This is a genomic window from Mycolicibacterium smegmatis, assembly GCF_001457595.1.
GTDB lineage: Bacteria > Actinomycetota > Actinomycetes > Mycobacteriales > Mycobacteriaceae > Mycobacterium > Mycobacterium smegmatis.
Genome location: NZ_LN831039.1, coordinates 4,618,759 through 4,640,047, shown reverse-complemented (window position 1 = coordinate 4,640,047; position 21,289 = coordinate 4,618,759). Strand labels below are relative to the sequence as shown.

At 67.1% G+C, this 21,289-nt stretch carries 20 protein-coding genes; 14 read left to right on the top strand and 6 right to left on the bottom strand.

Annotated features, from left to right (window positions below; genetic code table 11):
• The first annotated feature begins 51 nt into the window (after positions 1–51).
• Positions 52–825: a sensor domain-containing protein gene (locus AT701_RS22220; protein WP_058127703.1), complete on the top strand. Its 774-nt coding sequence runs from the start codon at positions 52–54 to the stop codon at positions 823–825.
• A gap of 28 nt (positions 826–853) precedes the next feature.
• Positions 854–1,558 (top strand): sensor domain-containing protein, encoded by a 705-nt coding sequence (locus tag AT701_RS22215; protein ID WP_058126602.1) that lies wholly within the window; start codon positions 854–856, stop codon positions 1,556–1,558.
• Positions 1,559–1,575: 17 nt separating this feature from the next.
• Here AT701_RS22215 and AT701_RS22210 read toward each other — a convergent pair whose 3' ends face one another.
• The gene (locus AT701_RS22210; protein ID WP_223495718.1) at positions 1,576–2,082 is read right to left on the bottom strand and encodes a GAF domain-containing protein; all 507 of its coding nucleotides are present in this window, start codon (positions 2,080–2,082) and stop codon (positions 1,576–1,578) included.
• 101 nt (positions 2,083–2,183) lie between these two features.
• Between AT701_RS22210 and AT701_RS22205 the strand changes: the two genes are divergently transcribed.
• Together AT701_RS22205 and AT701_RS22200 are read left to right on the top strand one after the other, a co-directional pair.
• Positions 2,184–3,488, top strand: a complete 1,305-nt coding sequence (locus tag AT701_RS22205; RefSeq protein ID WP_058127702.1) for an NtaA/DmoA family FMN-dependent monooxygenase — start codon at positions 2,184–2,186, stop codon at positions 3,486–3,488.
• Positions 3,485–4,867, top strand: coding sequence for an LLM class flavin-dependent oxidoreductase (locus AT701_RS22200; protein ID WP_058126601.1), 1,383 nt, complete (start codon positions 3,485–3,487; stop codon positions 4,865–4,867). Before AT701_RS22205 ends, AT701_RS22200 begins: the two co-directional genes overlap by 4 nt.
• A 130-nt stretch (positions 4,868–4,997) precedes the next feature.
• Here the strand turns inward: AT701_RS22200 and AT701_RS22195 are convergent, their stop codons facing one another.
• Positions 4,998–6,203, bottom strand: coding sequence for an IS110 family RNA-guided transposase (locus AT701_RS22195; protein WP_003893153.1), 1,206 nt, complete (start codon positions 6,201–6,203; stop codon positions 4,998–5,000).
• 256 nt (positions 6,204–6,459) lie between these two features.
• Between AT701_RS22195 and AT701_RS22190 the strand changes: the two genes are divergently transcribed.
• From AT701_RS22190 to AT701_RS22180, 3 genes are read left to right on the top strand one after another with little or no spacing between them, the layout of a single operon-like run.
• On the top strand, positions 6,460–7,965 hold the full coding sequence (locus AT701_RS22190; protein WP_058126600.1) for an APC family permease: 1,506 nt from the start codon (positions 6,460–6,462) through the stop codon (positions 7,963–7,965).
• Positions 7,962–8,945 (top strand): GNAT family N-acetyltransferase, encoded by a 984-nt coding sequence (locus AT701_RS22185; RefSeq protein WP_011729912.1) that lies wholly within the window; start codon positions 7,962–7,964, stop codon positions 8,943–8,945. Before AT701_RS22190 ends, AT701_RS22185 begins: the two co-directional genes overlap by 4 nt.
• Positions 8,942–10,177, top strand: coding sequence for an acyl-CoA dehydrogenase family protein (locus AT701_RS22180; protein WP_058126599.1), 1,236 nt, complete (start codon positions 8,942–8,944; stop codon positions 10,175–10,177). Before AT701_RS22185 ends, AT701_RS22180 begins: the two co-directional genes overlap by 4 nt.
• An 8-nt stretch (positions 10,178–10,185) precedes the next feature.
• Here the strand turns inward: AT701_RS22180 and AT701_RS22175 are convergent, their stop codons facing one another.
• Complete coding sequence (locus tag AT701_RS22175) at positions 10,186–11,100, bottom strand: zinc-binding dehydrogenase (RefSeq protein WP_003895905.1); 915 nt, start codon at positions 11,098–11,100, stop codon at positions 10,186–10,188.
• Between the two features lie 53 nt (positions 11,101–11,153).
• Here AT701_RS22175 and AT701_RS22170 point away from each other — a divergent pair, with 53 nt between their 5' ends.
• Positions 11,154–11,699, top strand: a complete 546-nt coding sequence (locus AT701_RS22170) for a class I SAM-dependent methyltransferase (RefSeq protein WP_058126598.1) — start codon at positions 11,154–11,156, stop codon at positions 11,697–11,699.
• On the opposite strand, the gene AT701_RS22165 is transcribed toward AT701_RS22170, so the two are convergent.
• Together AT701_RS22165 and AT701_RS22160 are read right to left on the bottom strand one after the other, a co-directional pair.
• On the bottom strand, positions 11,696–13,375 hold the full coding sequence (locus tag AT701_RS22165) for a family 2A encapsulin nanocompartment cargo protein cysteine desulfurase (protein ID WP_058126597.1): 1,680 nt from the start codon (positions 13,373–13,375) through the stop codon (positions 11,696–11,698). The genes AT701_RS22170 and AT701_RS22165 overlap by 4 nt on opposite strands.
• Complete coding sequence (locus tag AT701_RS22160) at positions 13,362–14,285, bottom strand: family 2A encapsulin nanocompartment shell protein (protein WP_058126596.1); 924 nt, start codon at positions 14,283–14,285, stop codon at positions 13,362–13,364. The genes AT701_RS22165 and AT701_RS22160 overlap by 14 nt, the downstream gene beginning before the upstream one ends.
• 328 nt (positions 14,286–14,613) lie before the next feature.
• On the opposite strand from AT701_RS22160, the gene AT701_RS22155 reads away from it, so the two are divergent.
• The gene (locus AT701_RS22155) at positions 14,614–15,891 is read left to right on the top strand and encodes a thioester domain-containing protein (protein WP_058126595.1); all 1,278 of its coding nucleotides are present in this window, start codon (positions 14,614–14,616) and stop codon (positions 15,889–15,891) included.
• A gap of 3 nt (positions 15,892–15,894) precedes the next feature.
• Here the strand turns inward: AT701_RS22155 and AT701_RS22150 are convergent, their stop codons facing one another.
• On the bottom strand, positions 15,895–17,901 hold the full coding sequence (locus AT701_RS22150) for a glycoside hydrolase family 15 protein (protein ID WP_011729900.1): 2,007 nt from the start codon (positions 17,899–17,901) through the stop codon (positions 15,895–15,897).
• Positions 17,902–18,006: 105 nt separating this feature from the next.
• Between AT701_RS22150 and AT701_RS22145 the strand changes: the two genes are divergently transcribed.
• The 5 genes from AT701_RS22145 to cysW all read left to right on the top strand — a co-directional run bounded on the left by AT701_RS22145 (position 18,007) and on the right by cysW (position 21,274).
• Positions 18,007–18,210, top strand: coding sequence for a hypothetical protein (locus AT701_RS22145; RefSeq protein ID WP_011729899.1), 204 nt, complete (start codon positions 18,007–18,009; stop codon positions 18,208–18,210).
• A gap of 132 nt (positions 18,211–18,342) precedes the next feature.
• Complete coding sequence (locus tag AT701_RS36090) at positions 18,343–18,432, top strand: Ms4533A family Cys-rich leader peptide (RefSeq protein ID WP_353961014.1); 90 nt, start codon at positions 18,343–18,345, stop codon at positions 18,430–18,432.
• Between the two features lie 117 nt (positions 18,433–18,549).
• A complete protein-coding gene (locus tag AT701_RS22140; RefSeq protein ID WP_058126594.1) occupies positions 18,550–19,599 on the top strand; it encodes a sulfate ABC transporter substrate-binding protein in 1,050 nt (349 codons plus the stop codon).
• Entirely contained in the window at positions 19,596–20,453 is an 858-nt protein-coding gene (cysT, locus tag AT701_RS22135) for a sulfate ABC transporter permease subunit CysT (protein ID WP_003895898.1), read from the top strand. The genes AT701_RS22140 and cysT overlap by 4 nt, the downstream gene beginning before the upstream one ends.
• Positions 20,450–21,274, top strand: a complete 825-nt coding sequence (gene cysW, locus AT701_RS22130; RefSeq protein WP_003895897.1) for a sulfate ABC transporter permease subunit CysW — start codon at positions 20,450–20,452, stop codon at positions 21,272–21,274. Before cysT ends, cysW begins: the two co-directional genes overlap by 4 nt.
• Positions 21,275–21,289: the final 15 nt, after the last annotated feature.

Sequence of the window (21,289 nt, the reverse complement as noted above, 5' to 3'; positions counted from 1 at the left end):
TGACCCGTAGTAGGGTCATGAGAAGGTATGCACTGCGGGGGGTGGTTGCTGATGACGACGATCGCCAAGTGGTCGGTGGTGGCTGCGTCCCTGGTGCTGGTGGTGGGCTGCACCAGGATCGTCGACGGGTCGATGCAACCGGCCGCGGATCTGGCGCCACGGCCGCTGCGCGGAGCCGACATCGCGAGGGTGTTGCCCGGCGTCGACGAACTCTCGGAGATCCTGGATCAGCGCATGGTCGAGGACATCGGCGGGCGCCGCGCCGTATCGGGTGGCATCGAGGACATGCCCGACGGGCTGGCGACGGAAAGCGATGCGACGCCGCATGATTGCGTCGGCACGACGAGCGCCATGCAGCGCAGCGTGTACGAGTCCGCCGATGTCACCGAGGTGGTCAGCGAGGGGTTCGACGGCGACGAGGACGGCGGCGCGGTGCTCGCCGCAAACGTCGGCGTGGTGGCTCTCGACAGCGTCGCGAGTGCCAACAAGCTCTTCGACACGTTCGCCGAGCAGTGGCAGGACTGCGACGGCACCACCGTCACGATCGTCAAGGAACCGGTTCGGGGCGGATTCTTCACCGATCACGTGACCGATGTGCGGATCGAGAATGCGGTCGTCGCGGCCACCGTCGAGTTCGGCCATACCCTCGACAGCCTGATCACTCCCGTGGCCCGTGCGCTCGGCGTGCGGGCCAACTGCCTCGTCGAGGTGGATGTGGCGTACTACAGCGAGCCGGAGAGCCGTCCGAGGGGCAACACCGATGTCGACGCGGTGGCGATCGACATCGCGCACCTGGTCATGGACGAGATCAGCGATCTGACCTGAAAAGTCGCGCGGCGAGCGACAATGAATCATGACGCCCGGGCGGCGATGGACCCGGCTGTGCACCGCGTGTGCCGCCGCGGCGGTCATGTGTCTGCTGTCCGGGTGCGTCACCGTCGTCGGTGGGACGGCGACGCGGGACCCGGCGGCACCGCCGCCCGGGGCCGCGGTGACCGAGGTGGATCTCGACAACCTGTTGCTGCCGGTCAGCGAGCTGGGCGACATCGTCGGCTCCGACGACCTGACCGTGACCGTCGAACTCGACCAGTTCAACGACAGCTCGGCGGCGATGGACGATCCCGATTGCCTCGCAGCGGCTTTCGGTGCACAGGAGCGGGTCTATGCGGGCACCGGATGGACCGCGGTGCGCGACCAGATCGTGCGTGAACCCGGCTCGTTCAGTCCGCACTGGATCGAGCAGGTCGTCGTGTTGTTCACGTCAGATCTGCATGCGCGCGACTTCTTCGACCAGTCACGCGAAACCTGGCGTGGGTGCGTGGGAACCCTCACCACCTACGACATCGACCAGATGCCGCTGGAGTGGGTGGTCGGCGAGGTCACCGCGGAGGAGTCCACGATCAGCCAATTGTCGGTACCCGACACCGCGGTGCGCGGCGGCTGTCACCACGCACTGTCGGTGGCGGCCAATCTCGTCGCCGAGGCGTGGGCCTGCGGCGAGGGCGTCGAAGATCAGGCGAGCGAGATCGTCGACCAGATCGTGGCCAACATCGAGTAGCTGAGTTCAGGCCGTATTCAGCCCAGGGCCGTGTCGTCGCGCGCGACGATCTGCTCGACCTGCGCGCGTAGCTCCTCGAGCTCCCTGCGGTCGTCGTCGGAATAGTCCCGTGCGGTGTCGTCGAGCACGCATACGGTGCCCACAACGTTGCCGGAACCGTCGTGAACGGCGAGCCCCAGGTAGTTGCTCAGCCCGAACTCGGTCTCGTCCTCGTTGCCGGCGAAGGTGTTGTCCTGGCGTGAGTCCCGCACGAACAGGGTCTCGTCGGACGCGACGACACGCTCGCAGTACAACGGAACCCGCCCGGCGTCGGAACCGGCCTTCCTTCCGGCGGCGCCGACGGTGTAGTGCTTGGTCGCCTCGCCCGCGGTTGCCGCGACCACCATGGAGTCCGGTTCGGAACGCATCACCAGGACGGACTTGACGCCCAGCTTCTCGGCGACCGCTTCGAGGTTCGCGGCGACGGGGGACAGGGCAGGGGTGGTGTCGGTGCGGTGGGGCTCTGCGGTGCTCACGCCCGTCATCGTATGGCCGATCGACTGTCGGGAGAAGGTGCGGTGACGGGATTGCCTCGCGCTGAGCACAAACCTGGGCTGTGGCATTCGTGAGCCGTAACTTCGCGGGAGTGACCAGAGAGCTTCATCTGCTGGCCTTTGGCAACACCCGGTCAGCCGGTCCGTGGCGCCATCCCGCCGCCGACAACACGCCTGCGGGGGTGCGACGCCGGCTGATCGCTTACGCGCAGACCGCCGAGGCCGGAACCTTCGACGCGTTGTTCTTCGCCGACGGCTTGAACTATGGCCCGCCTGCGACGTGGGCGTACAAGATCACCGAGGACTTCGAACCGCTCACCGCCACTGCGGCGCTGTCGTCGGTGACCGAGCACATCGGTCTCGTCGTGACGGGATCGGCGACGCTGGCGCACCCGTATCACCTGGCGCGCCAGCTTCTCTCGCTCGATCACCTCAGCGGTGGCCGGGCCGGCTGGAACCTGGTGACCAGCTTCGCGCGGGCAGCGGCGGACAATTTCAGTGCGCGCGGCGTGATCGACCACGACGATCGCTACGCCATCGCCGAGGAAGCACTCGAGGTGGTCCGCAAGCTGTGGGACGAATGGGGTGAGGACACCATCGTCGAGGACCGCCCGGCGGGAATCTTCAACGATGTCGGCCGGATCCGGCCGGCCAACCATCACGGACGCTACTTCGACGTCGCAGGCCCGATCGGCGCGGCGCGTTCAGCGCAGGGGCAGCCGGTGCTCTTCCAGGCCGGATCCTCCGAAACCGGACGCGCTTTCGCTGCCAGGCACGCCGAGGTGATCTTCACCAGCCACGGCAACCGCGAGCGCGCACAGACGTTCTACGGCCAGATCCACGAGCAGTCACGGCAATTCGGACGTGGCGCGCCACCGCTGATCACACCGTCGCTGCGCTACATCGTCGGTTCGACCGACGAGGAAGCCCGTCGTGCCGAGTGCGAGGAGTACGAATACTTCAGCCCCGGGTACCAGGCCGGATGGTTGTTGGAGGTCGACGTCGATGTCACCGGCGCCGACCTGGACGGTCCGGTCCCGGACTCGGCGTTCCCCGAGCACACCGAAACCCATCAGACCGCTCTCGCGGGCTACCGCCATCTGGCGAGCGAGGGCAACCCGACGGTGCGGGAGTTCCTGTACCGCACGGTGAACGGGTGGGGTGCCGCGGTTGTGGGAACACCCGAACGCATCGCCGACACCATCGAGGAGTGGTTCACCACCGGGGCCGCCGACGGGTTCGTCCTGCGCGATTCCGGATTGCCGGGCCAGCACGAACTCTTCGTCGAACAGGTGGTGCCGGTGCTGCGCAAGCGTGGGCTGTTCCGCCACGAGTACACCGGTACGACGCTGCGTGCGCATCTGGGCCTGGACATCCCGCAGAGGTCGGTGTCGTGACCGAACCCTATGTGCTGTCTGCTTTCACCATGTCGACGGTGTCGCACGGCAACTTCGGAATGTGGCGCCACCCGCAGGACCGCACCTCCGACTACACCGACATCGGCTACTGGATGGACCTCGCGCGTCTGCTCGACGACGGCGGGTTCGACCTGTTGTTCATCGCCGACGCGGTGGGACAACTCGACGTGTTCGGTGGCGACGCCAGCGCGGCACTGGCTCGGGCGGTGCAGACACCGGTCACCGATCCGTTGCTTGCGGTGTCGGCGATGGCCGCGGCCACGCAGCGACTGGGGTTCGGGATCACGGTGTCGACCACCTATGAGAGCCCATACCTGTTGGCCCGTAAATTCAGCACCCTCGACCACCTCACGCGCGGCAGGATCGGGTGGAACATCGTCACCTCCCTGCTGGACAGCGCGGCGCGCAACATCATCGGCCGGGACAGGCAGATCCCGCACGACGAGCGGTACGCAATGGCGCAGGAGTTCGTCGAGGTCACCTACAAGCTGTGGGAGGGCTCGTGGGAACCGGACGCGGTGGTCCGTGACCGTGAGCGCGGTGTGTTCACGGATCCGGCGAAGGTGCACGACATCGCCCACGAGGGCAGGTACTTCAGCGTTCCTGGTGCACATCTCGTCGAACCGTCACCTCAGCGCACACCGGTGCTGTTCCAGGCCGGTACCTCGACTGCCGGGCGTGAATTCGCCGCCCGCAACGCCGAATTGGTGTTCGTCTCGGATCCGCGTCCCGACGTGCTGCGTGCCAACATCGACGACGTCCGACGGCGGGCCGCCGCACACGGCCGCGACCCGGGGTCGTTGAAGTTCATCACCTCGGTCGAGATCGTCACCGACAGCAGCGATTCGGCTGCGCGGTCCAAGGCTGACGAACTGGCACGGTTCCACGACCTGGAGGGCGGTCTGGTGCTGCTGTCGGCGCTCAGCGGAATCGACTGGTCCACGTACGGCGTCGACCGCCCGATCGAGCAGTTCGACACCGACGCGAGCCGGTCGATCCTCGCCGCGGTCAACGATTCGGATACGCGCGAACGTCTGACACTGCGGGACTACGTGGGTGGCCTCGGCGGATTCGGTGGGGAACTGTTCGTCGGGTCCGGTTCGACGGTGGCCGACGAATTGGAGGCATACGCCGAGAAGACCGGTGTCGACGGTTTCAACATCGCCTATCACGTCACGCCGGGAAGTTTCGCCGACGTCGCGACCCACCTGATCCCGGAACTGCGGCGACGCGGTCGTGCCCGTGCGGTGGGCGATCCGACGACGTTGCGGCAGCGCCTGTTCGGCGGTGACTCACCCCTTCTCGGGGACGCACACCCCGCGTCTGCCTTCCGTCGTAAATCGGTTCATTTCCAATAGAATCCCGCCGATTTGATCGGTTTCACGGTCACCGGATCTGCTGCAGCCTGACATCACATACCGAATCGATCGTCCGCGCCGAGTTGTGCGCGGACAGTGTCGCGGTCAGAAAGGACTCTCAATGAAGAAGTCAAGCCGCCGCGATGTTTGGGGGTGATTCAGGTTGCCAGGTCCGGTTGTCGCGGATGAGGGCGTAGAGAACGTTGGTGCGCCGTCGTGCCAGGCAGATGGTGGCGGGGATCGGCCGCTTTCCTTCGTCTCGTTTGCGCTGGTAGTAGGCCTTGGAATCTGGGTCGCAGCGGATCGCGGTCAACGCCGACATGTACATGACTCGGCGCAGTCGGCGACTGTAGCGCTTGGGGGTGTGCAGTCGTCCGGTGCGCTTTCCGGAGTCTCGAGACACTGGTGCCAGGCCGGCCCAGGCCGCGAGTTGGTCAGCCGATCCGATCAGTGCGGGATCACCGACGGCAGCGAGGAGTTCGGCGCCGAGTCGAAATCCCATGCCGGGCATACTGGTGATCACCTCGGCGAGTGGATGGCGGCGAAATCGGCCCTCGATGTCGGCGTCGGTGGTCTTGATGCGGTCATCGAGGGCAATCACCTCCCGTGCCAGATCAGCGACCAACCCGGCGGCCACCTCTTCGCCGGGCAGACGCACCGTCTGGGTTTTCACCGCGGCCACCGCAGCCCCCGCGATCGAGGCGGCGTTGCGCACACCGGCATCGGTCAAGACTTTGGTCAGCCGCGAAACACCGCTTTGCCGAATCGCTTTGGGACGCTGGTAGCGCGCCAGCAATACCACCCAGCCACGGTCTTGGCTCAGTTGGGCGGCTCGTTCCAGGGCCGGGCAGACCGCGACGAGTTGTTGGCGCAGCCGGTTTATTGTGCGGGTGCGGTCGGCCACGAGGTCGGCGCGATGGCCGGTGAGCATCCGCAACTCGCTGATCAAGTCATCATTGGGATGCAGAACGGGCAAGTCCTGCCCGCGCATCCGCGACTGGTCGGCGATCACCCGTGCATCTTTGGCGTCGGTTTTGGCCTCCCCACCGCGGTAGGTCGCCGAGGCCTGCCACACCGCCCGGCCGGCCAGGTACCGGACCGTTTTGCCAGCGTCGGCCAGCACCGTCAACAACAGGGCGGCATACACCGTGGTCAGGTCCACCGCCCACAACACTCGCTCGGCCAGCTCGTCGATTTCAGCCACGAGCTCTCGGATCGGTTGCTCATCGTTAACCAACCGGCGCGACAACACCACCTTCCCGCTGTCGTCGACCACACATACCCAGTGATGCTCTTTACCGACATCCACTCCAGCCCACACCTGGCCCGCCGCCATCACACCTCTTTTCGCTTGTCTGCCAACATGATCCCCAAGGACAACCCCGCCAGCATTTCCTTAAACAAGCGATCACATCGCAGATCTCAATCAGCGGCCAGAGAAGTCCAGGCAGGCCGGGCGGCCAGTCCTTTCAAGCCGCACCAAGGGGCCGGCAACACACACCACAGCCACACCCGACCCACCCGGGTCACAGCCCAACGTAACTGCCTCAACAACACGAAGAAACTGCAACTACGAACTTAAGGACACCACCGTGACCACAACAGATGATCCGACTGCGCCGGTCGGGGGGCGAGCCCTCACCGCCGCGGAATCCACCGGACTGCAACGCGATGCCCTCGGCCCGTGGGGTGTTTTCGCGCAGGGCCTCGCGGCCGCGGCGCCCAGCGTCGCGGTGGCCGTGGTCCCGTTCGCACTGTTCGTCGCGGCAGGCAAGGGCGCCGCATGGGCTGCCGTCATCGGCCTGTTGATCGTCGTGCTCGTGGCGCTGACGATCAGCTTCCAAGCCAGACGCACGGTGTCGTCGGGATCGCTTGGCACGTACACGGGCAACGGCCTCGGACCTGGCTTCGCGTTCGCAGCGGGTTTCAGCCTGCTGTTCGGCTACATCGGTTTCGCCACCACCGGCACCCTCGGCGGCGTACTCTACCTCGACGCCTTTCTCGAATCGATCGGCCTTGGCTCCCAGGCCATCTGGTTCAAGCTGCTGTTGGTCGCCGTCGTGGTGGGGGTCGCGGTCTACCTGCCGTACCGCGGGGTCTCGGTGGCCGCACGGTACGAGTTGGCGTTCGAACTGCTGGCCATCGCCTCGATCCTGGTCATCATCGTGGCCTCCTACATCGGATACGGGTTCCGGATCGATTGGGAGCAGTGGAAGCCGCAGCACCTCGGGTCGAGTGCGACGTTCATCGCCGCGGTCACCGCGGTCGGGTCCTACGCGGGCTTCGAGAGCGTGGCGTCGCTGGGTGCCGAGGCCAAGAACGCGCACCGAAACATCGCGCGGTCGCTCTTGCGGGTCGTGATCCTGCTCGGCGTGCTCTACATCTTCGCCACGTATCCGCAGATTCTGCATTTCGACGACATCGACGGTGACAAGGCGGTTCTGCCCCAACTCGCCGACTCGGTCGGTGTGGCATGGGTCAACCAGGTGGTCAGCGGCGCGGTGGCGATCGCCTTCATCGTGTTCGTCACCGCGGTGACCACCGCCGCCGCCCGGTCCCTGTTCACCTTCGCGCACGAAGGTGCACTCCCGCGTGTGTTCACGAAGGTGCACGAGGAACACAAGACCCCTTGGGCAGGCGTCGTCTTCGTCGGCATCGTCGCGTTCGTGTTCTCCGTCGCCGCGACGTTCAGTTCGGCGGGCCGGCTCGTGTTCGACGTGTACGGCGGCTACGTCGCCAACTGGGGCTTCCTGACGAGTTACCTGCTCGTGGTCATCGCCACCCCGATCTGGCTGCGCAAGATCAACGCGCTGACGCCGTGGCACCTAGTCGTGTCGATCGCCGCGACTGTCGGGCTCGGATACGTCATCGTCAGCAACTTCTACCCGGTGCCCGAATTCCCGTTCAACATCCTGCCGTTCGTGTTCGGCGTGATCCTGCTGGCGGGGCTGGCCTGGTACTGGTACCTCAAGCGCACCAGACCGGAGATCGCGCAACGGATCGGCACCATCCAGACCCTGTCCGAGGAAGAACAGCGGCGGCTGGCCGACGAGGGCATCGTCGACGTGCTCGACGGTGAAGGGGGCGGTGCTCGATGACCCAGAACATCGGCGTCGGCACGTGGACGGTTCGGCAAGCCACGTCGCACGACCATCCCCACATCGCTGATTTTCTCGCCACCACGACGGGTCTGGGTGGGCGGACGTTCGCCGCGGATTCCCGCGACGTCGCCGAACAACTCGACGGGGCGTTACCCGGCTCGGCGGTCGTCCTGCGCGGTGAATCCGGCGGCGTCCTCGGGTATGCGGCATTGCACGGGCCGGACACCGAAGAGCCGGAAGTGCTGGGCACCTTCGTGTTCGCCCCTTCGGCGCCTATCCAGGCGGTCCGGGACATCGTCGGCGACAGCGTCGACCACTTCCACCGGGTCGCGACGCCCGGTTCCTATCTGCGGGTGTACATCGGCGCCGATCAGCCCGCTGCGATCGCGGCACTCACCGAGACAGGTGCCCGCCGGGAGCGGCAGTTCATCAGCACCCGCAGGTCACTGCTCGGTGAAGATTCCGACCAACTTGCCGCCGAGCACATCGACGGGCTCACGGTTCTGTCCTGGCCACAGGTGATCTCGGGTGGTTTCGGCGAAGAGGTTCGCCGGTTGCAGTTCGACACGTTCAGCGAGCACTTCGGCAACATGTCGAAGACGCCGCAACGGTGGGAGCACCATCTGCACAGCCGTGCGTTCACCCCGGATTTCAGTCTCGCCGCGGTCGATCGGGACGGCGTGGTGGTCGGATACGTCCTGGGGTCGACGTACAGCGTTCTCACCGATCGGGGCGAGGAGCGCAGCGCACACACCGACTACATCGGTGTGCGTCGCGACCGAAGGGAGCGTGGTACCGGGGAGCTGCTGCTCAAGAAGATCTGGCTGGCGGCGCTGCGTCGCGGCCTGACAGCAGCATCGCTGGGTACCGACATCAACAACGCCAGCAACGCGCACGTGTTGTACCGGCGACTGGGATACGTGGCGGTCCGCGATGAATACGCGTATCGAATCGACGCCGACGGGAGTACGAAATGAGCACCGACAGCTTCTATCTGAAGCGGCCGACAGGATACGACGCCGAACTGCGGTCGGTGTTCCGGCCGATCTTCGCCCGCATCGCCGAGGGCAATGTGGGGCGTGAGCGCAACCGGATCCTGCCGCACGAGCAGGTGCGCTGGCTCAACGAGGCCGGATTCGGCACGCTGCGCATCCCGGCCGAGCAGGGTGGGTTCGGCGCGTCACTGGAACAGACCTTCCAGCTGCTGGCCGAACTGGGGCAGGCCGACGCCAACGTCGCGCACATCTGGCGAAATCATCTGGCGTTCGTGGAGGACCGGCTCAACGCACCCGTCACCGAGGAGAACAACACGTGGATCAAGCGGTTCCTGGCCGGTGAGTTCGTCGGCGGTGGCTGGACAGAGGCCAACAACGGCACGCTCGCCAACATCGCCACCACCATCACCGCGCAAGACGACCACTGGCTGGTGTCGGGCGCGAAATACTATGCCACGGGCAGCCTTTACGCCGACTGGCTCGATGTCATCGGGCGCGGTGACGACGGTGAACTGTGGACCGCGCTGGTGCGGTCCGACGATCCGGGTGTGAAGCTCGTCGACGACTGGCAGGGTTTCGGGCAGCGCGCCACGGCGAGCGGTTCGGCGCACTACGACAACGTGCGGGCCGAACGCGGCAACGTGTTCCCGGCGGTCGAGCGGTTCGCCTATCAGCCGCACTTCTATCAGATCGCGATGCTCGCTGTGCTCACCGGCATCACCAAGGCCGTGCAGCGCGACGGGTCGGCGGCGCTGAAGCAGCGGAAACGCAACTATCCGCAGGGGCTTTCGGAGGTGCCGTCCGATGATGCGCAGCTTCTGCAGGTCATCGGCGAGGTCTCGGCGGAGGCCTTCGGCGCCGAGGCCGCGCTGGCCCTGAGTGCGCGCACCCTCGACCGCGTGGTGGCGGGCCGGCTCGCGGGCAGCGAGGACCGTGCCCGCCAACTGCTGATCGACGCCGAGGTCGCGGTCACCCAGGCCCAATTGGTGATCATCGGTGCCGCGCTACGGTCCACCACCAAGGTGTTCGACGCGCTCGGCGCCTCGGCAACCTCCGAAGAACTGGGCCTGGATCGCCACTGGCGCAACGCACGCACCCTCGCGTCGCACAACCCCGTCGTCTACAAGGCGCGGATCCTCGGCGACTGGTTCATCAACGGCAAGGATCCGGTGCCGGACCTCGCCTCGCGGGGGCGCGGCGGGCAGGGAAACTGAGCCCGCGATCAGCTGACCCGCAGCACGGCCTTGCCCGCGACGCTACGGCCCAGCAGTGCGGACGCGGCCGTCGAGATGTTGTCCCACGAATCGCGCAAACCGATCTGCGGATCGAGCTCGCCATCAGCCAACAATGTGAGCAGGTACTGAAGATCCGGACCGATCGGCGTGCGGATCATGAACGTCTCCAACCGTTTCCGGTTGCCTGTGCGGCGCTCTTCCTCGAAGTTGATGGTGGTGGGCTCGTTGGAGGCCATCCCGATCGACTGCACCGAACCACCGTCGGACACGAGGCGGAACGCCTGCGCCAGCAGGGGACCGCCGACGTTGTCGAGCACCCCGAACACCGGCTCAGTAATGCCGTCGAGCCCGACCGCGATCTCGGCCGCGCCCAGCTCCTCGAGCCCTTCGCCACGTGCCGGGCTGCCGACGGCGGCGATCACGTGCGCACCCGCGCGGGCCGCAAGCTGCACCGCGAACCGTCCCACACCGCCGGAAGCCCCGGTGATCAGCACACGCCGTCCGACGACGGGGCCGAGAGCGCGCAACGCCTGCAGCGCCGTCACGGCGGCCACCGGCAGCGCCGCGGCCTCCTCGAACTCGACGAACTCGGGCAACACGGCCAGGTTCTCGGTGGCGATGGCGCGTCGCTGCGCCCAGCCGCCGCCGAAGTTCAGGCCCACCACACGGGTGCCGACCGGTGGCCCGGACCCGTCGGCCGCGGCCTGCACGACGATGCCGGCGGTGTCCCAGCCCGGTATCTCCCCGGGTTTGCGCGCGTGATCGATGAAGTGCAGTTCCCCGAAGTTCAGCGCGATGGCCTGCACGTCGATCAACGCCTCGGATTCGGCGACGGCAGGTTCGTCGACCTCGGCGAATCGAAGGTTTGCAGGGGCCAGCGGGTCGTAGACAATGGCTCGCATGCTGTGGCCAACCGTGAACCACCCACCGCTATTCCCTTCCCACGGGTGCGCGCGTGAGCGAACGTGATCGCGCACGCTGGGACGCGACCTACACCGACCGCACCGTGTCGGACAGAGCACCCGGGCCACCACGCGCTTTCGCCGACCATATCGACAAATTCCCCACGGCGGGAAGCGCACTCGATATCGCATGCGGTATGGGCGAGAACTCGGTGTGGCTGGCGCGGCGGGGTCTACACGTGTGGGGCATCGACGTGTCGGCTGTGGCGATCACGCAGGCCACCGAGCTGGCGGACCGGCACGGGGTCTCGCAGCGGTGCCGGTTCGACGTGGTGGATCTCGATGACGGGCTGCCGGACGGTCCGCCGGTCGACGTGGTGCTGTGTCACCGCTTCCGTGAGCCTCGGCTGTACCAGGCGCTGCGGGCCCGGGTGGCGCCCGGTGGTCTGCTGGCGATCTGTGTGCTCAGCGAGGTGGGCGCCGAGCCAGGCCGGTTCCGGGCACGTGCCGGTGAACTGCGTGCGCACTTCGGCGATCTGCAGGTGATCGCCGAGCACGAAAGCGACGGCGAGGCGTGGCTTTTGGCTCGCGTGAGCTAAACCGAACCCTCGGCGATGCGGCGCACCGCATCGATGAACACGTCGATCTCGTCGAACGTGTTGTAGAACGCGAACGACGGCCGCACGGTGGCCTCGAGGCCCATGCGACGCAGGATCGGTTGCGCACAGTGGTGTCCCGCGCGCACGGCGATCCCCTCGGCGTTGAGGGCCTTGCCGACCTCAAGGGGTTCGTGACCGGCCAGCACGAATGACAGCACGCTGGCCTTCTCCTGCGCGGTGCCGACGATGCGCACCCCGGGTACGGCCGCAAGCCGGGGCGTGGCGTATTCGAGCAGGGCATGTTCGTAGGCCGCGATGCGTTCGATGCCGACGCGTTCGACGTAACGGATCGCCTCACCGAGGCCCACGGCGTCGGCGATGTTGCCCGTGCCGGCCTCGAACTTGCTGGGCGGACCCTGGTACAACGAGCGCTCAAGTGTCACGTCGGCGATCATGTTGCCGCCGCCCTGCCACGGCGGGGTCTCGGCGAGGACGTCCTCGCGGCCGTACAACACGCCGATACCGGTGGGGCCGTAGATCTTGTGGCCCGAGAACACGAAGAAGTCCGCGCCGAGTCCGGCGACGTCGATCGGCATGTGGGGGATGGACTGCGCCCCGTCGATCAGCACGCGTGCGCCGTAGCGGTGACCGAGTTCGACGATCGTCTCGACCGGCGTCACCGTGCCCAGCGCGTTCGACACCTGCGTTGCGGCAACGAGTTTGGTGCGGGGTCCCAGCAGATCCTCGAACTCGCCGAGCAACAGGTTGCCGGCGTCGTCGACCGGTGCGACCTTGAGCACCGCACCGGTCTTCTGCGAGAGCAGTTGCCACGGAACGATGTTGGCGTGGTGCTCCAGGTGGGTGATGACGATCTCGTCGCCCGGGCCCAGGTGCTTGCCGCCCCACGCGTAGGCGACGAGATTGATCGCCTCGGTGGTGCCGCGCACGAAGATGATCTCCTCGGCCTTGGCCGCGCCGATGAAGCGGCGCACCGCCTCACGCGCATCCTCGTAGGCATCGGTGGCGCGGGCCGCGAGTTCATGTGCGGCGCGGTGGATGTTGGAGTTCTCGTGTGCGTAGAAGTGTGACAGCCGGTCGATCACCGCCTGTGGCTTCTGTGTGGTGGCGGCGTTGTCGAACCAGATGAGCGGTTTGCCGTTGACGGTCTCACGCAGGATCGGGAAATCCGCGCGGATCGCGTTGACGTCGAAGATCTCGTGCCGGTCGGGAAACTGAGGCACGGGTTGATGCGCGCGTGTGTCGCGCAGGAAGTAGTAGTCGGGCGACTCGGCGGCAGGCACGGCCGTGCGTGCGCCGGCCAGCACACCGGGAAGTGTCGGGACGATACCGCCGGGCACCGTGAACGCCGTCAGATCCGCCACTCCCGGCGGGACCAGGGGATCGGTCTGTGGTGCAACAGGTTCCGGGACCGGTGAAGTGTGCGCCGGCACCGACCTCGTGGCCGACGGCACGGCCACGAATTCCGTCGGCGGGGTCACCGGATGCGCGGTACCCGGCACGTTGCCGCGTGGTGCGACCGGAGCGGTCTGAGGCGGTGTGCCGGGACCCGGCCGGATGCCGGCGGCGAACAACTGCGTGGCCAGCGCCGAGAGTTCGTCGGCGCTTATCGGCAGATCGCTCTCGGCATTCAACGAGCGGTACTCACTGGTACTCATGGAACTGGTCCACGGCGACGCCGTCGAGGACGGCGAGTGCGTCGTCGGTGAGCACCGCGAGCGACGTGTAGAGCGTCACCAGGTACGACGCGATCGCCGAACGGTTGATGCCGGTGAAACGCACGGACAGACCCGGCGCCTGCTCACCGACCAGTCCCGGCTGGAACAGGCCGACCACGCCTTGGCGCTCCTCACCGGTGCGCACGAGGACGAACTTGGTCTTGCCGTCCTCGACGGGCACCTTGTCGCTCGGCACGATCGGGATGCCGCGCCACGTGATGAACTGGGCGCCGTACATGCTGACGGTTGGCGGCGGCACGCCGCGGTAGGTGCACTCCCGGCCGAAAGCGGCCACGCCCAGCGGATGGGTCAGGAAGAACGCGGGTGTCTTCCACACCTTGGTGATCAGCGCGTCGAGATCGTCGGGGGTCGGAGCACCGGCCAGGGTCTGGATGGTCTGCTCGGGCGTCGCCTGCGCCAGCAACCCGTATTCGGGGTTGTTGACCAGTTCGTACTCCTGGCGCTCTTTGATGGTCTCGATGGTCAGCCGCAACTGCTGTGTGACCTGGTCGTGCGGGCTGGAGTACAGGTCCGAGACCCGGGTGTGCACGTCGAGCAGCGTCGAGATGGACCGCAACGTGTACTCGCGCGGATGGGTCTCGTAGTCGACGTAGGTCTCGGGCAGCGGTTCCTCGGTACCCGCGCCCGCCTCGGAGTGGATCGCCACCCGGTCGGGGTTGACCACGCGGTTCACCCGGTAGATGCCGGCCTCCACAGGAACCCAGCTGAGGAGGTGCAAGAGGAATCGTGGCGTGATCGTCGACAGCTGGGGAACTGTCTTGGTCGCGTTCGCGAGTTGCCGTGCGGCGAGATCGCCGAGGGCCTGTGATTCGTTCTGGGCGGACGTCATGATGCTCCTCCGGCGGGTGTCGAAGTGCGGTCGTGTGGCAAACAATACGGCGGCCGCGGCCCTAGGACAGCGTTAGTGCGCGGACAGATTTCAATGTGTGATGTTGACCGGATCCCGGACGGTGATCAGGGCCGGGACTGGCCGATCCGGCGGACTTGCCCTATGGTGGGCCGCATGCAACACGTCGCTTCGCTGCGCTTCGGTATCGCGCGCTGCCTCGACGTGCGTTGTTGTTGTTGATTTTCTGACGCTTTCCCTGCGTTGTCCGCCCGCCTTCTTTGCGGTGCGTTGACCTGCGCGTTTCCGGTCTTTCAGAAAGTCAACACCCATGTCTGCCCTGTCTGTTCTGCACTCTTCTGCCGTATCCGTCCGGCCGCGTCCGCTCGTGCGTCTCGCCGAGCTTCCGCCCATGACGCGCTATCGCGGCGGCACCTACTCGCACACCGTCGAGAAGATCGTGTTCGCCGACGGTGCCACCGCCAGAACCGACCTGATCCGCCTCAACCCGAACATCGAGGCGTACTCGCTGGACTTCACCGGTCACGCGCCGACCCGTCCGTCGCGCTACCGCGCGGGCGCCTGGTCGGCGGTGCCGAACCTGCGGGCCCGCGCGTTCGAGGCCGAGATCGACTGGATCGTGCGCAACTCGTACCCCGTGCTGGGCACCGTCGAGTTGAGCCGGCGGGTGCGCGCCGCAGGCATCGGACTCGGCGCGGGAAATCTCGCCGAGCACGAGGCCATCGCCGCGACACAGGCCGCCATCTGGTTCTTCACCAACGGACTCGAACTCGACAACCGCCCCCGTAACGTGCCGGTCGCGAGGCGCAGGACTGCCGACGGGTTGGTGTTCGAGTTCGACGGCGAACCCCAATTGGGCGGCTACACAGTGGAACTGGAGTCCGATTCCGCGGTGTCGCTGCTGCTGCAGAAGTCATCCGACGGCCGGCAGTGGGAGGACGTCGCGGCATCGGGGCTGAACCTCGAGGCCGGACGCGGACGGCACCGCCGCGCGCTCGGCGTCGGCACCACGGTGTCGTCGGCCCGGCCGGGCCGCACCGGCCGCGGCTACCGCTTCTACCGGTTGGTCGTCGTGGCCGACCGCGGCGCCACGGTGGACCTCGGTGATGTCACGTTCTGGCTCAACGGTGCGGCGGCGTTCGCGAACCCCGAGCGGGTGGTACATCTGTACAACTATCTGGTCGCGGGGGCGAACGCGGCCCGGCGCGCCACGGTGCCGGTGGCCGTCATCGCCGAGCGGGCCGCCGTCGACGGCGATCTGGTGGGGCCGTTCACATTGCAGGCAACCGATCGTGCCGCGATCACGGTGGATCACGCAGATGTGGTGGACCGCAACGGTTTTGCGATGGAGGGCCCGGTGGCGCCAGACGACGAGTTCTACCTGCGCACCGATACCGGATCCGGCATCGTGGCGCTCACCGTGCACGTACCCGCAGGCACCGACGGATTCGGGGGCCGCGTGCTCACCGGCGTCGCACACGACGCGGCCAACAGCAGCCTCACCCCGGTCGTGCTCGCGGTACCCGCCCAGCACGAGGTGCGGTTCGACGTCACCTGGGAGCGCGCGCAGGCACGACGCACGGCCTGAGCGTCACATCGGGGCGTTCGCGGGGACGAACACACCCGAGCTGTCGGCCTCCTCTTCGGCGCGGATGACGTGCACGACGGCATTGATCAACGCCAGGTGGGTGAAGGCCTGCGGGAAGTTGCCCAGATGCCTACCGGTCCTCGGCTCGATCTCCTCGGCGTACAGGTGCAGCGGGCTCGCGAACGACAGCAACCGCTCGCACAGGTGCTTGGCACGGCTGATCTCGCCGATCTCCACGAGCGCCGACACGAGCCAGAACGAGCAGATCGTGAACGTGCCCTCCTCGCCTGCGAGCCCGTCGTCGGTCTCCTCGACGCGGTAGCGCAGCACCAGACCGTCCTCGGTGAGTTCGTCGGCGATGGCCAGCACCGTGGCGCGGATGCGCGGATCGTCGGCGGGCAGGAACCGGGTGAGGACCGCGAGCAGCAGTGAGGCGTCGAGCGCGTCGTCGCCGTAGCGCTGGGTCAGCACGCCGCGCTTGTCGACGCCTCTGGCCAGCACGTCGGCCTTGATCTCCTCGGCGATCGCACGCCACTGCTGCGCGTAGCTCTTCTCACCCTGCAACTCGGCGAGCTTGGAGCCGCGGTCCAGCGCGACCCAGCACATGATCTTGCTGGAGGTGAAGTGCTGCGGTTCGCCGCGCACCTCCCAGATGCCGCGGTCGGGTTCCTTCCAGTGCTTGATGGCCTCCTCGACCTGATTCTTGAGCACGGGCCACAGCGCGTCGGGAATCTGCTCGCGAGACTTGGCGTGCAGATACACCGAGTCCAGCATCGTGCCCCAGATGTCGTGCTGGCGTTGGTTGTACGCACCGTTGCCGATGCGCACGGGACGCGAGTTGTCGTAACCCGACAGGTGGTGCAGCTCTTCCTCGACGAGGCTGCGTTCCCCGCCGACGCCGTACATCACCTGCAACGGATGCCGTTCGCCGTTGTTGGCGCCGGACACGTCGGCGATGAACGAGAAGAAGTCGTCGGCCTCGCGGTCCAGCCCGAGGGTGTACAGGCCCCACAACGCGAACGTGGAGTCCCGGATCCACGAGTAGCGGTAATCCCAGTTCCGTTCGCCCTGCGGGGTTTCCGGCAGCGACGTGGTCGGCGCAGCGAGCAGCGCGCCGGTCGGGGAGTAGGTCAGCCCCTTGAGCGTCAGCGCGCTGCGCTGCAGGTAGGCCCGCCACGGGTGGTCGGGGAAATCCCCAACGTTGATCCACTGGCGCCAGGCCTCGCTGGTCTTCCACATCTTGTCGGCGGCCTCTTCATAGGTCTGAGGTGCCGGATGCTTGGACCAGCTCAGGGCGACGAACACGTTGTCGCCCTCGGTGAGGCGCGTGCGGGCCCTGGCCTCGCGGCCCTCGATGCCGATGCGCAGGTTCGTGGTGAGACGCAGCGTCGGGTGTGAGTCGGGATTGCGGCTCGCGCGCGCGATCGCCTCGCCGTACGCCGGGCCCGAGTACTCCCACGTCGCGCTGACGCGGTGGTAGTCGAACGCCGGTTCGCAGCTCATGACCAGTTCGACGGTTCCGCTCACGCACCGCACGGTGCGCAACAGGATGTGCTCGGCGTCCCAGTCCATGGGGGTGCGGCGATGGGTCCGCGACCGGGTGTCGATGTCGTGCCACGGCCCCATGACCAACGCGTCGCGCACGATCAGCCATCCGGTGTGCGTCTGCCACGTGGTCTCGAGGATGAGGCTGCCGGGCAGGTACCGCCGGGCAGCGGGCACGCTCACGCCGTACGGGCCGAGCCGGAAATGGCCCGCGCCGCGATCCAGGATGGCACCGAAGACGCTGGGGGAGTCGGGCCGTGGCACGCACAGCCACTCGACCGACCCGGCCGAGCTGATCAGGCACGTGGTCTCGCAGTCGGAGAGAAAGCCGTAGTCGGCGATCGGCGGGAACGGGTTCCGCAGCGTCGGGCCCGCGGCGTAAGGCACCGGCGCGGTCACGGTGAGCGGGCCGTCGCTCGCCTTCCTGTCCGCACCGTCGGTGGGCTCGGTCTGTTGCAGAACCATGCAGCACATCATCGACTGCGGATATGCGCCGCGTCTACCCGGAATGGACGTGTCGAAAGTTACTGGCGGGACGGGACAGGTTTTGCCATCGCATACGCTTGCGTCATGGGCGCGCTCCTGAATTGGTGGGACGGCGTTGAGCTGTGGCTGACGGGACTGCCCTTCTTGGCGCAGACCGCGGTCGTGATGCCGGTGGTTCTGGCGTTGGCGTACGGCATCGCCGTGGTGCTCGACGGCGCGCTGGCGCAGGCCGTTCACGCCGTGCGCAGGCTGCGCCGCGCCGATTCGGCGGAAGCGGGATCGGAATGACCGGCATGCCGCGCTCGCGGGTGACGTTGGTGCTGGTCATCCTGGTTTTGCTGGTCATCGTCATGTGGTTTCTCACGCGCTGAGACCCCTCTCGGCGCGGCGTTCACCGTCGTCTCTGTTATTCTTCGCGCCATGCATTCCGCCGGTGCGATGGGGAGCCACGTCGTGGTGCTTCCTGCTGCCGGCTTCTGCGTCGTCGCTGACGCGCACTGTTGTCGCTGATTCCCAACCGTCCGCGGTTCGGGGTCAGTCGTGGCTGATCATTTGCCGACAAACTGATCCATTGCCTTCCGCTGTGACGGTTCAACTCTGTCCCCAGCCCCGAAGGAAAGGTCATCAGTGCCCACCACCGAGAAGCTCACCAAGTTCAAGTTCTGGCGCACCGCCACAGCACTCGCCGCCACCGGCATCCTCGCCGTCGGCTGCGGCGGCGGCGCGAGTGACGTCGCAGGCGACGACGGCGGTGCCGACGCGAACGCCGAGACCACGCTGACGCTGGTCGCCTACGCCGTGCCGGAGCCGGGTTGGAGCAAGATCATCCCCGCGTTCACCGCCACCGATGAGGGCAAGGGTGTCGCGGTGCGCACGTCCTTCGGTGCCTCCGGTGACCAGTCGCGCGCCGTCGTCGACGGCAAGCCCGCCGACATCGTCAACTTCTCGGTCGAACCCGACATCACCCGTCTGGTCAAGGCCGGCAAGGTCGCCGAGGACTGGAATGCCGGCGCCACCAAGGGCATCCCGTTCGGTTCGGTGGTTTCGCTCGTCGTGCGCCAGGGCAACCCCAAGGGCATCAAGGACTGGGACGATCTGTTGCAGCCGGGGCTCGAGGTGGTCACCCCGAGTCCGCTGAGCTCGGGTTCGGCCAAGTGGAACCTGCTGGCGCCGTACGCCGCGAAGAGCAACGGCGGTCAGGACCCCGAGGCGGGCATCGACTTCGTCAACAAGCTGGTCACCGAGCACGTCAAGACCCGCCCGGGCTCGGGCCGTGAAGCCACCGACGTGTTCCTGCAGGGCACGGGCGACGTGCTGATCAGCTACGAGAACGAGGCGATCTACGTCGAGCGGCAGGGCAAGCCCGTCGAGCACGTCAACCCGCCGCAGACCTTCAAGATCGAGAATCCGGTCGCGGTCGTCAACACCACGTCGCACTCGGAGGCGGCCAACGCGCTGAAGAACTTCGTGTTCACCCCCGAGGGCCAGAAGATCTGGGCCGAGGCCGGCTTCCGGCCCGTCGACCCCGCGGTCGCCGCCGAGTTCGCCGCGGACTTCCCGGCGCCGGAGAAGCTGTGGACGGTCGACGACCTCGGTGGCTGGGACGCCGTCGATCCGTCGCTGTTCGACAAGGACAACGGCACCATCACCAAGATCTACAAGCAGGCCACTGGATGACCGCACCCGCCGAGGCGTCGACGGCCGCGCCGGGAGCACCCGCTCCCCGCGCGGCCCGTGGACGCTACGGCAGTACCTCGCTGCGCGTGGGCGCGGCGTCGATCTGGTTGAGCGTGATCGTGCTGCTGCCGCTGGCCGCGATCCTTTGGCAGGCCGCCGGTGGTGGCTGGGACGCGTTCTGGCGCGCCGTGACCTCCAACGCGGCGGTCGACAGCTTCCAGGTCACGCTGACGATCTCCGCGGGCGTGACGGTCGTGAACGCGGTGTTCGGCCTGCTGGTCGCGTGGGTGCTGACCCGTGACGAGTTCCCCGGCAAGCGCATCGTCGACTCGGTGATCGATCTGCCGTTCGCGCTTCCGACCATCGTGGCCAGCCTCGTGATGCTGGCCCTGTACGGCCCGGCCAGCCCGGTGGACCTGCACCTGCAGCACACCAAATGGGGCGTCGGCATCGCGCTGCTGTTCGTGACGCTGCCGTTCGTGGTGCGCTCGGTGCAACCCGTGCTGCTCGAACTCGACCGCGAGGTCGAGGAGGCCGCGGCGTCCCTGGGCGCCGGCAACCGCACCATCTTCCTGCGCGTGATCCTGCCTGCCCTGCTGCCCGCCCTGTTGTCGGGCGCGGGCCTGGCGTTCTCGCGCGCCATCGGCGAATTCGGCTCCGTCGTGCTGATCGGCGGCGCGGTGCCCGGCAAGACCGAGGTGTCGTCGCAGTGGATCCGCACCCTCATCGAGAACGACGACCGCACCGGTGCCGCGGCGATCTCGATTGTGCTGCTGGTGATCTCGTTCGCGGTGCTGTTCGTGCTGCGCGCCGTGGGCGCGCGCGCCGCCAAACGTGAGGAGCTCGAGGGATGACGCTCTCACCTGTCGTGCGCCGGCTGCTGCGCTTCACCGCGTTGGCCTACATCCTGGTGCTGGTCGTGGTGCCGGTGGGCCTGATCCTGTGGCGCACGTTCGCACCGGGCATCGGCGCTTTCGTCACGTCGATCTCGACACCTGCGGCGATCTCGGCGCTGAACCTGTCGCTGCTGGTGGTCGCGATCGTGGTGCCGCTCAACGTGTTGTTCGGCGTGCCGACGGCCCTGGTGCTGGCACGCAACAAGTTCCGCGGCAAGAGTGCGCTGCAGGCCGTCATCGACCTGCCGTTCGCGGTGTCGCCCGTGGTGGTCGGCGTCGCGCTCATCCTCCTGTGGGGCTCGGCGGGGTTGTTCGGTTTCGTCGAGAACAACCTGGGCTTGAAGATCATCTTCGGCTTCCCTGGCATCGTGCTGGCGAGCATCTTCGTGACGGTGCCGTTCGTCATCCGCGAGGTCGAACCCGTGCTCCACGAGATCGGCACCGATCAGGAGGAGGCCGCGGCCACGCTGGGATCGACCTGGTGGCAGACCTTCTGGCGCATCACGCTGCCGTCGATCCGGTGGGGCCTGACGTACGGCATCGTGCTGACCATCGCCCGCACGCTCGGCGAATTCGGTGCGGTGATCATGGTGTCGTCCAACCTGCCGGGTGTCTCGCAGACGCTGACCCTGCTGGTGGCCGACCGGTACAACCGCGGCACCGCCGATTCCGTGTACGGCGCCTACGCCATATCGACGTTGCTCATGGCGGTCGCGGTCGTGGTCCTGGTGGCCCAGGTGCTTCTTGACAAGCGCCGCGCCAAGGCCGAACAGTCTTAGAAGGGGTGAGGGGCG

Bases quoted from the DNA above. Each gene is read 5' to 3' on its own strand.
- AT701_RS22220 (WP_058127703.1), top strand. From the start codon at position 52: ATGACGACGATCGCCAAGTGGTCGGTGGTGGCTGCGTCCCTGGTGCTG.
- AT701_RS22215 (WP_058126602.1), top strand. From the start codon at position 854: ATGACGCCCGGGCGGCGATGGACCCGGCTGTGCACCGCGTGTGCCGCC.
- AT701_RS22210 (WP_223495718.1), bottom strand. From the start codon at position 2,082: ATGACGGGCGTGAGCACCGCAGAGCCCCACCGCACCGACACCACCCCT.
- AT701_RS22195 (WP_003893153.1), bottom strand. From the start codon at position 6,203: ATGGCGGCGGGCCAGGTGTGGGCTGGAGTGGATGTCGGTAAAGAGCAT.
- AT701_RS22185 (WP_011729912.1), top strand. From the start codon at position 7,962: ATGACCCAGAACATCGGCGTCGGCACGTGGACGGTTCGGCAAGCCACG.
- AT701_RS22180 (WP_058126599.1), top strand. From the start codon at position 8,942: ATGAGCACCGACAGCTTCTATCTGAAGCGGCCGACAGGATACGACGCC.
- AT701_RS22175 (WP_003895905.1), bottom strand. From the start codon at position 11,100: ATGCGAGCCATTGTCTACGACCCGCTGGCCCCTGCAAACCTTCGATTC.
- AT701_RS22165 (WP_058126597.1), bottom strand. From the start codon at position 13,375: ATGAGTACCAGTGAGTACCGCTCGTTGAATGCCGAGAGCGATCTGCCG.
- AT701_RS22160 (WP_058126596.1), bottom strand. From the start codon at position 14,285: ATGACGTCCGCCCAGAACGAATCACAGGCCCTCGGCGATCTCGCCGCA.
- AT701_RS22155 (WP_058126595.1), top strand. From the start codon at position 14,614: ATGTCTGCCCTGTCTGTTCTGCACTCTTCTGCCGTATCCGTCCGGCCG.
- AT701_RS22150 (WP_011729900.1), bottom strand. From the start codon at position 17,901: ATGGTTCTGCAACAGACCGAGCCCACCGACGGTGCGGACAGGAAGGCG.
- AT701_RS22145 (WP_011729899.1), top strand. From the start codon at position 18,007: ATGGGCGCGCTCCTGAATTGGTGGGACGGCGTTGAGCTGTGGCTGACG.
- AT701_RS36090 (WP_353961014.1), top strand. From the start codon at position 18,343: ATGCATTCCGCCGGTGCGATGGGGAGCCACGTCGTGGTGCTTCCTGCT.
- cysT (WP_003895898.1), top strand. From the start codon at position 19,596: ATGACCGCACCCGCCGAGGCGTCGACGGCCGCGCCGGGAGCACCCGCT.
- cysW (WP_003895897.1), top strand. From the start codon at position 20,450: ATGACGCTCTCACCTGTCGTGCGCCGGCTGCTGCGCTTCACCGCGTTG.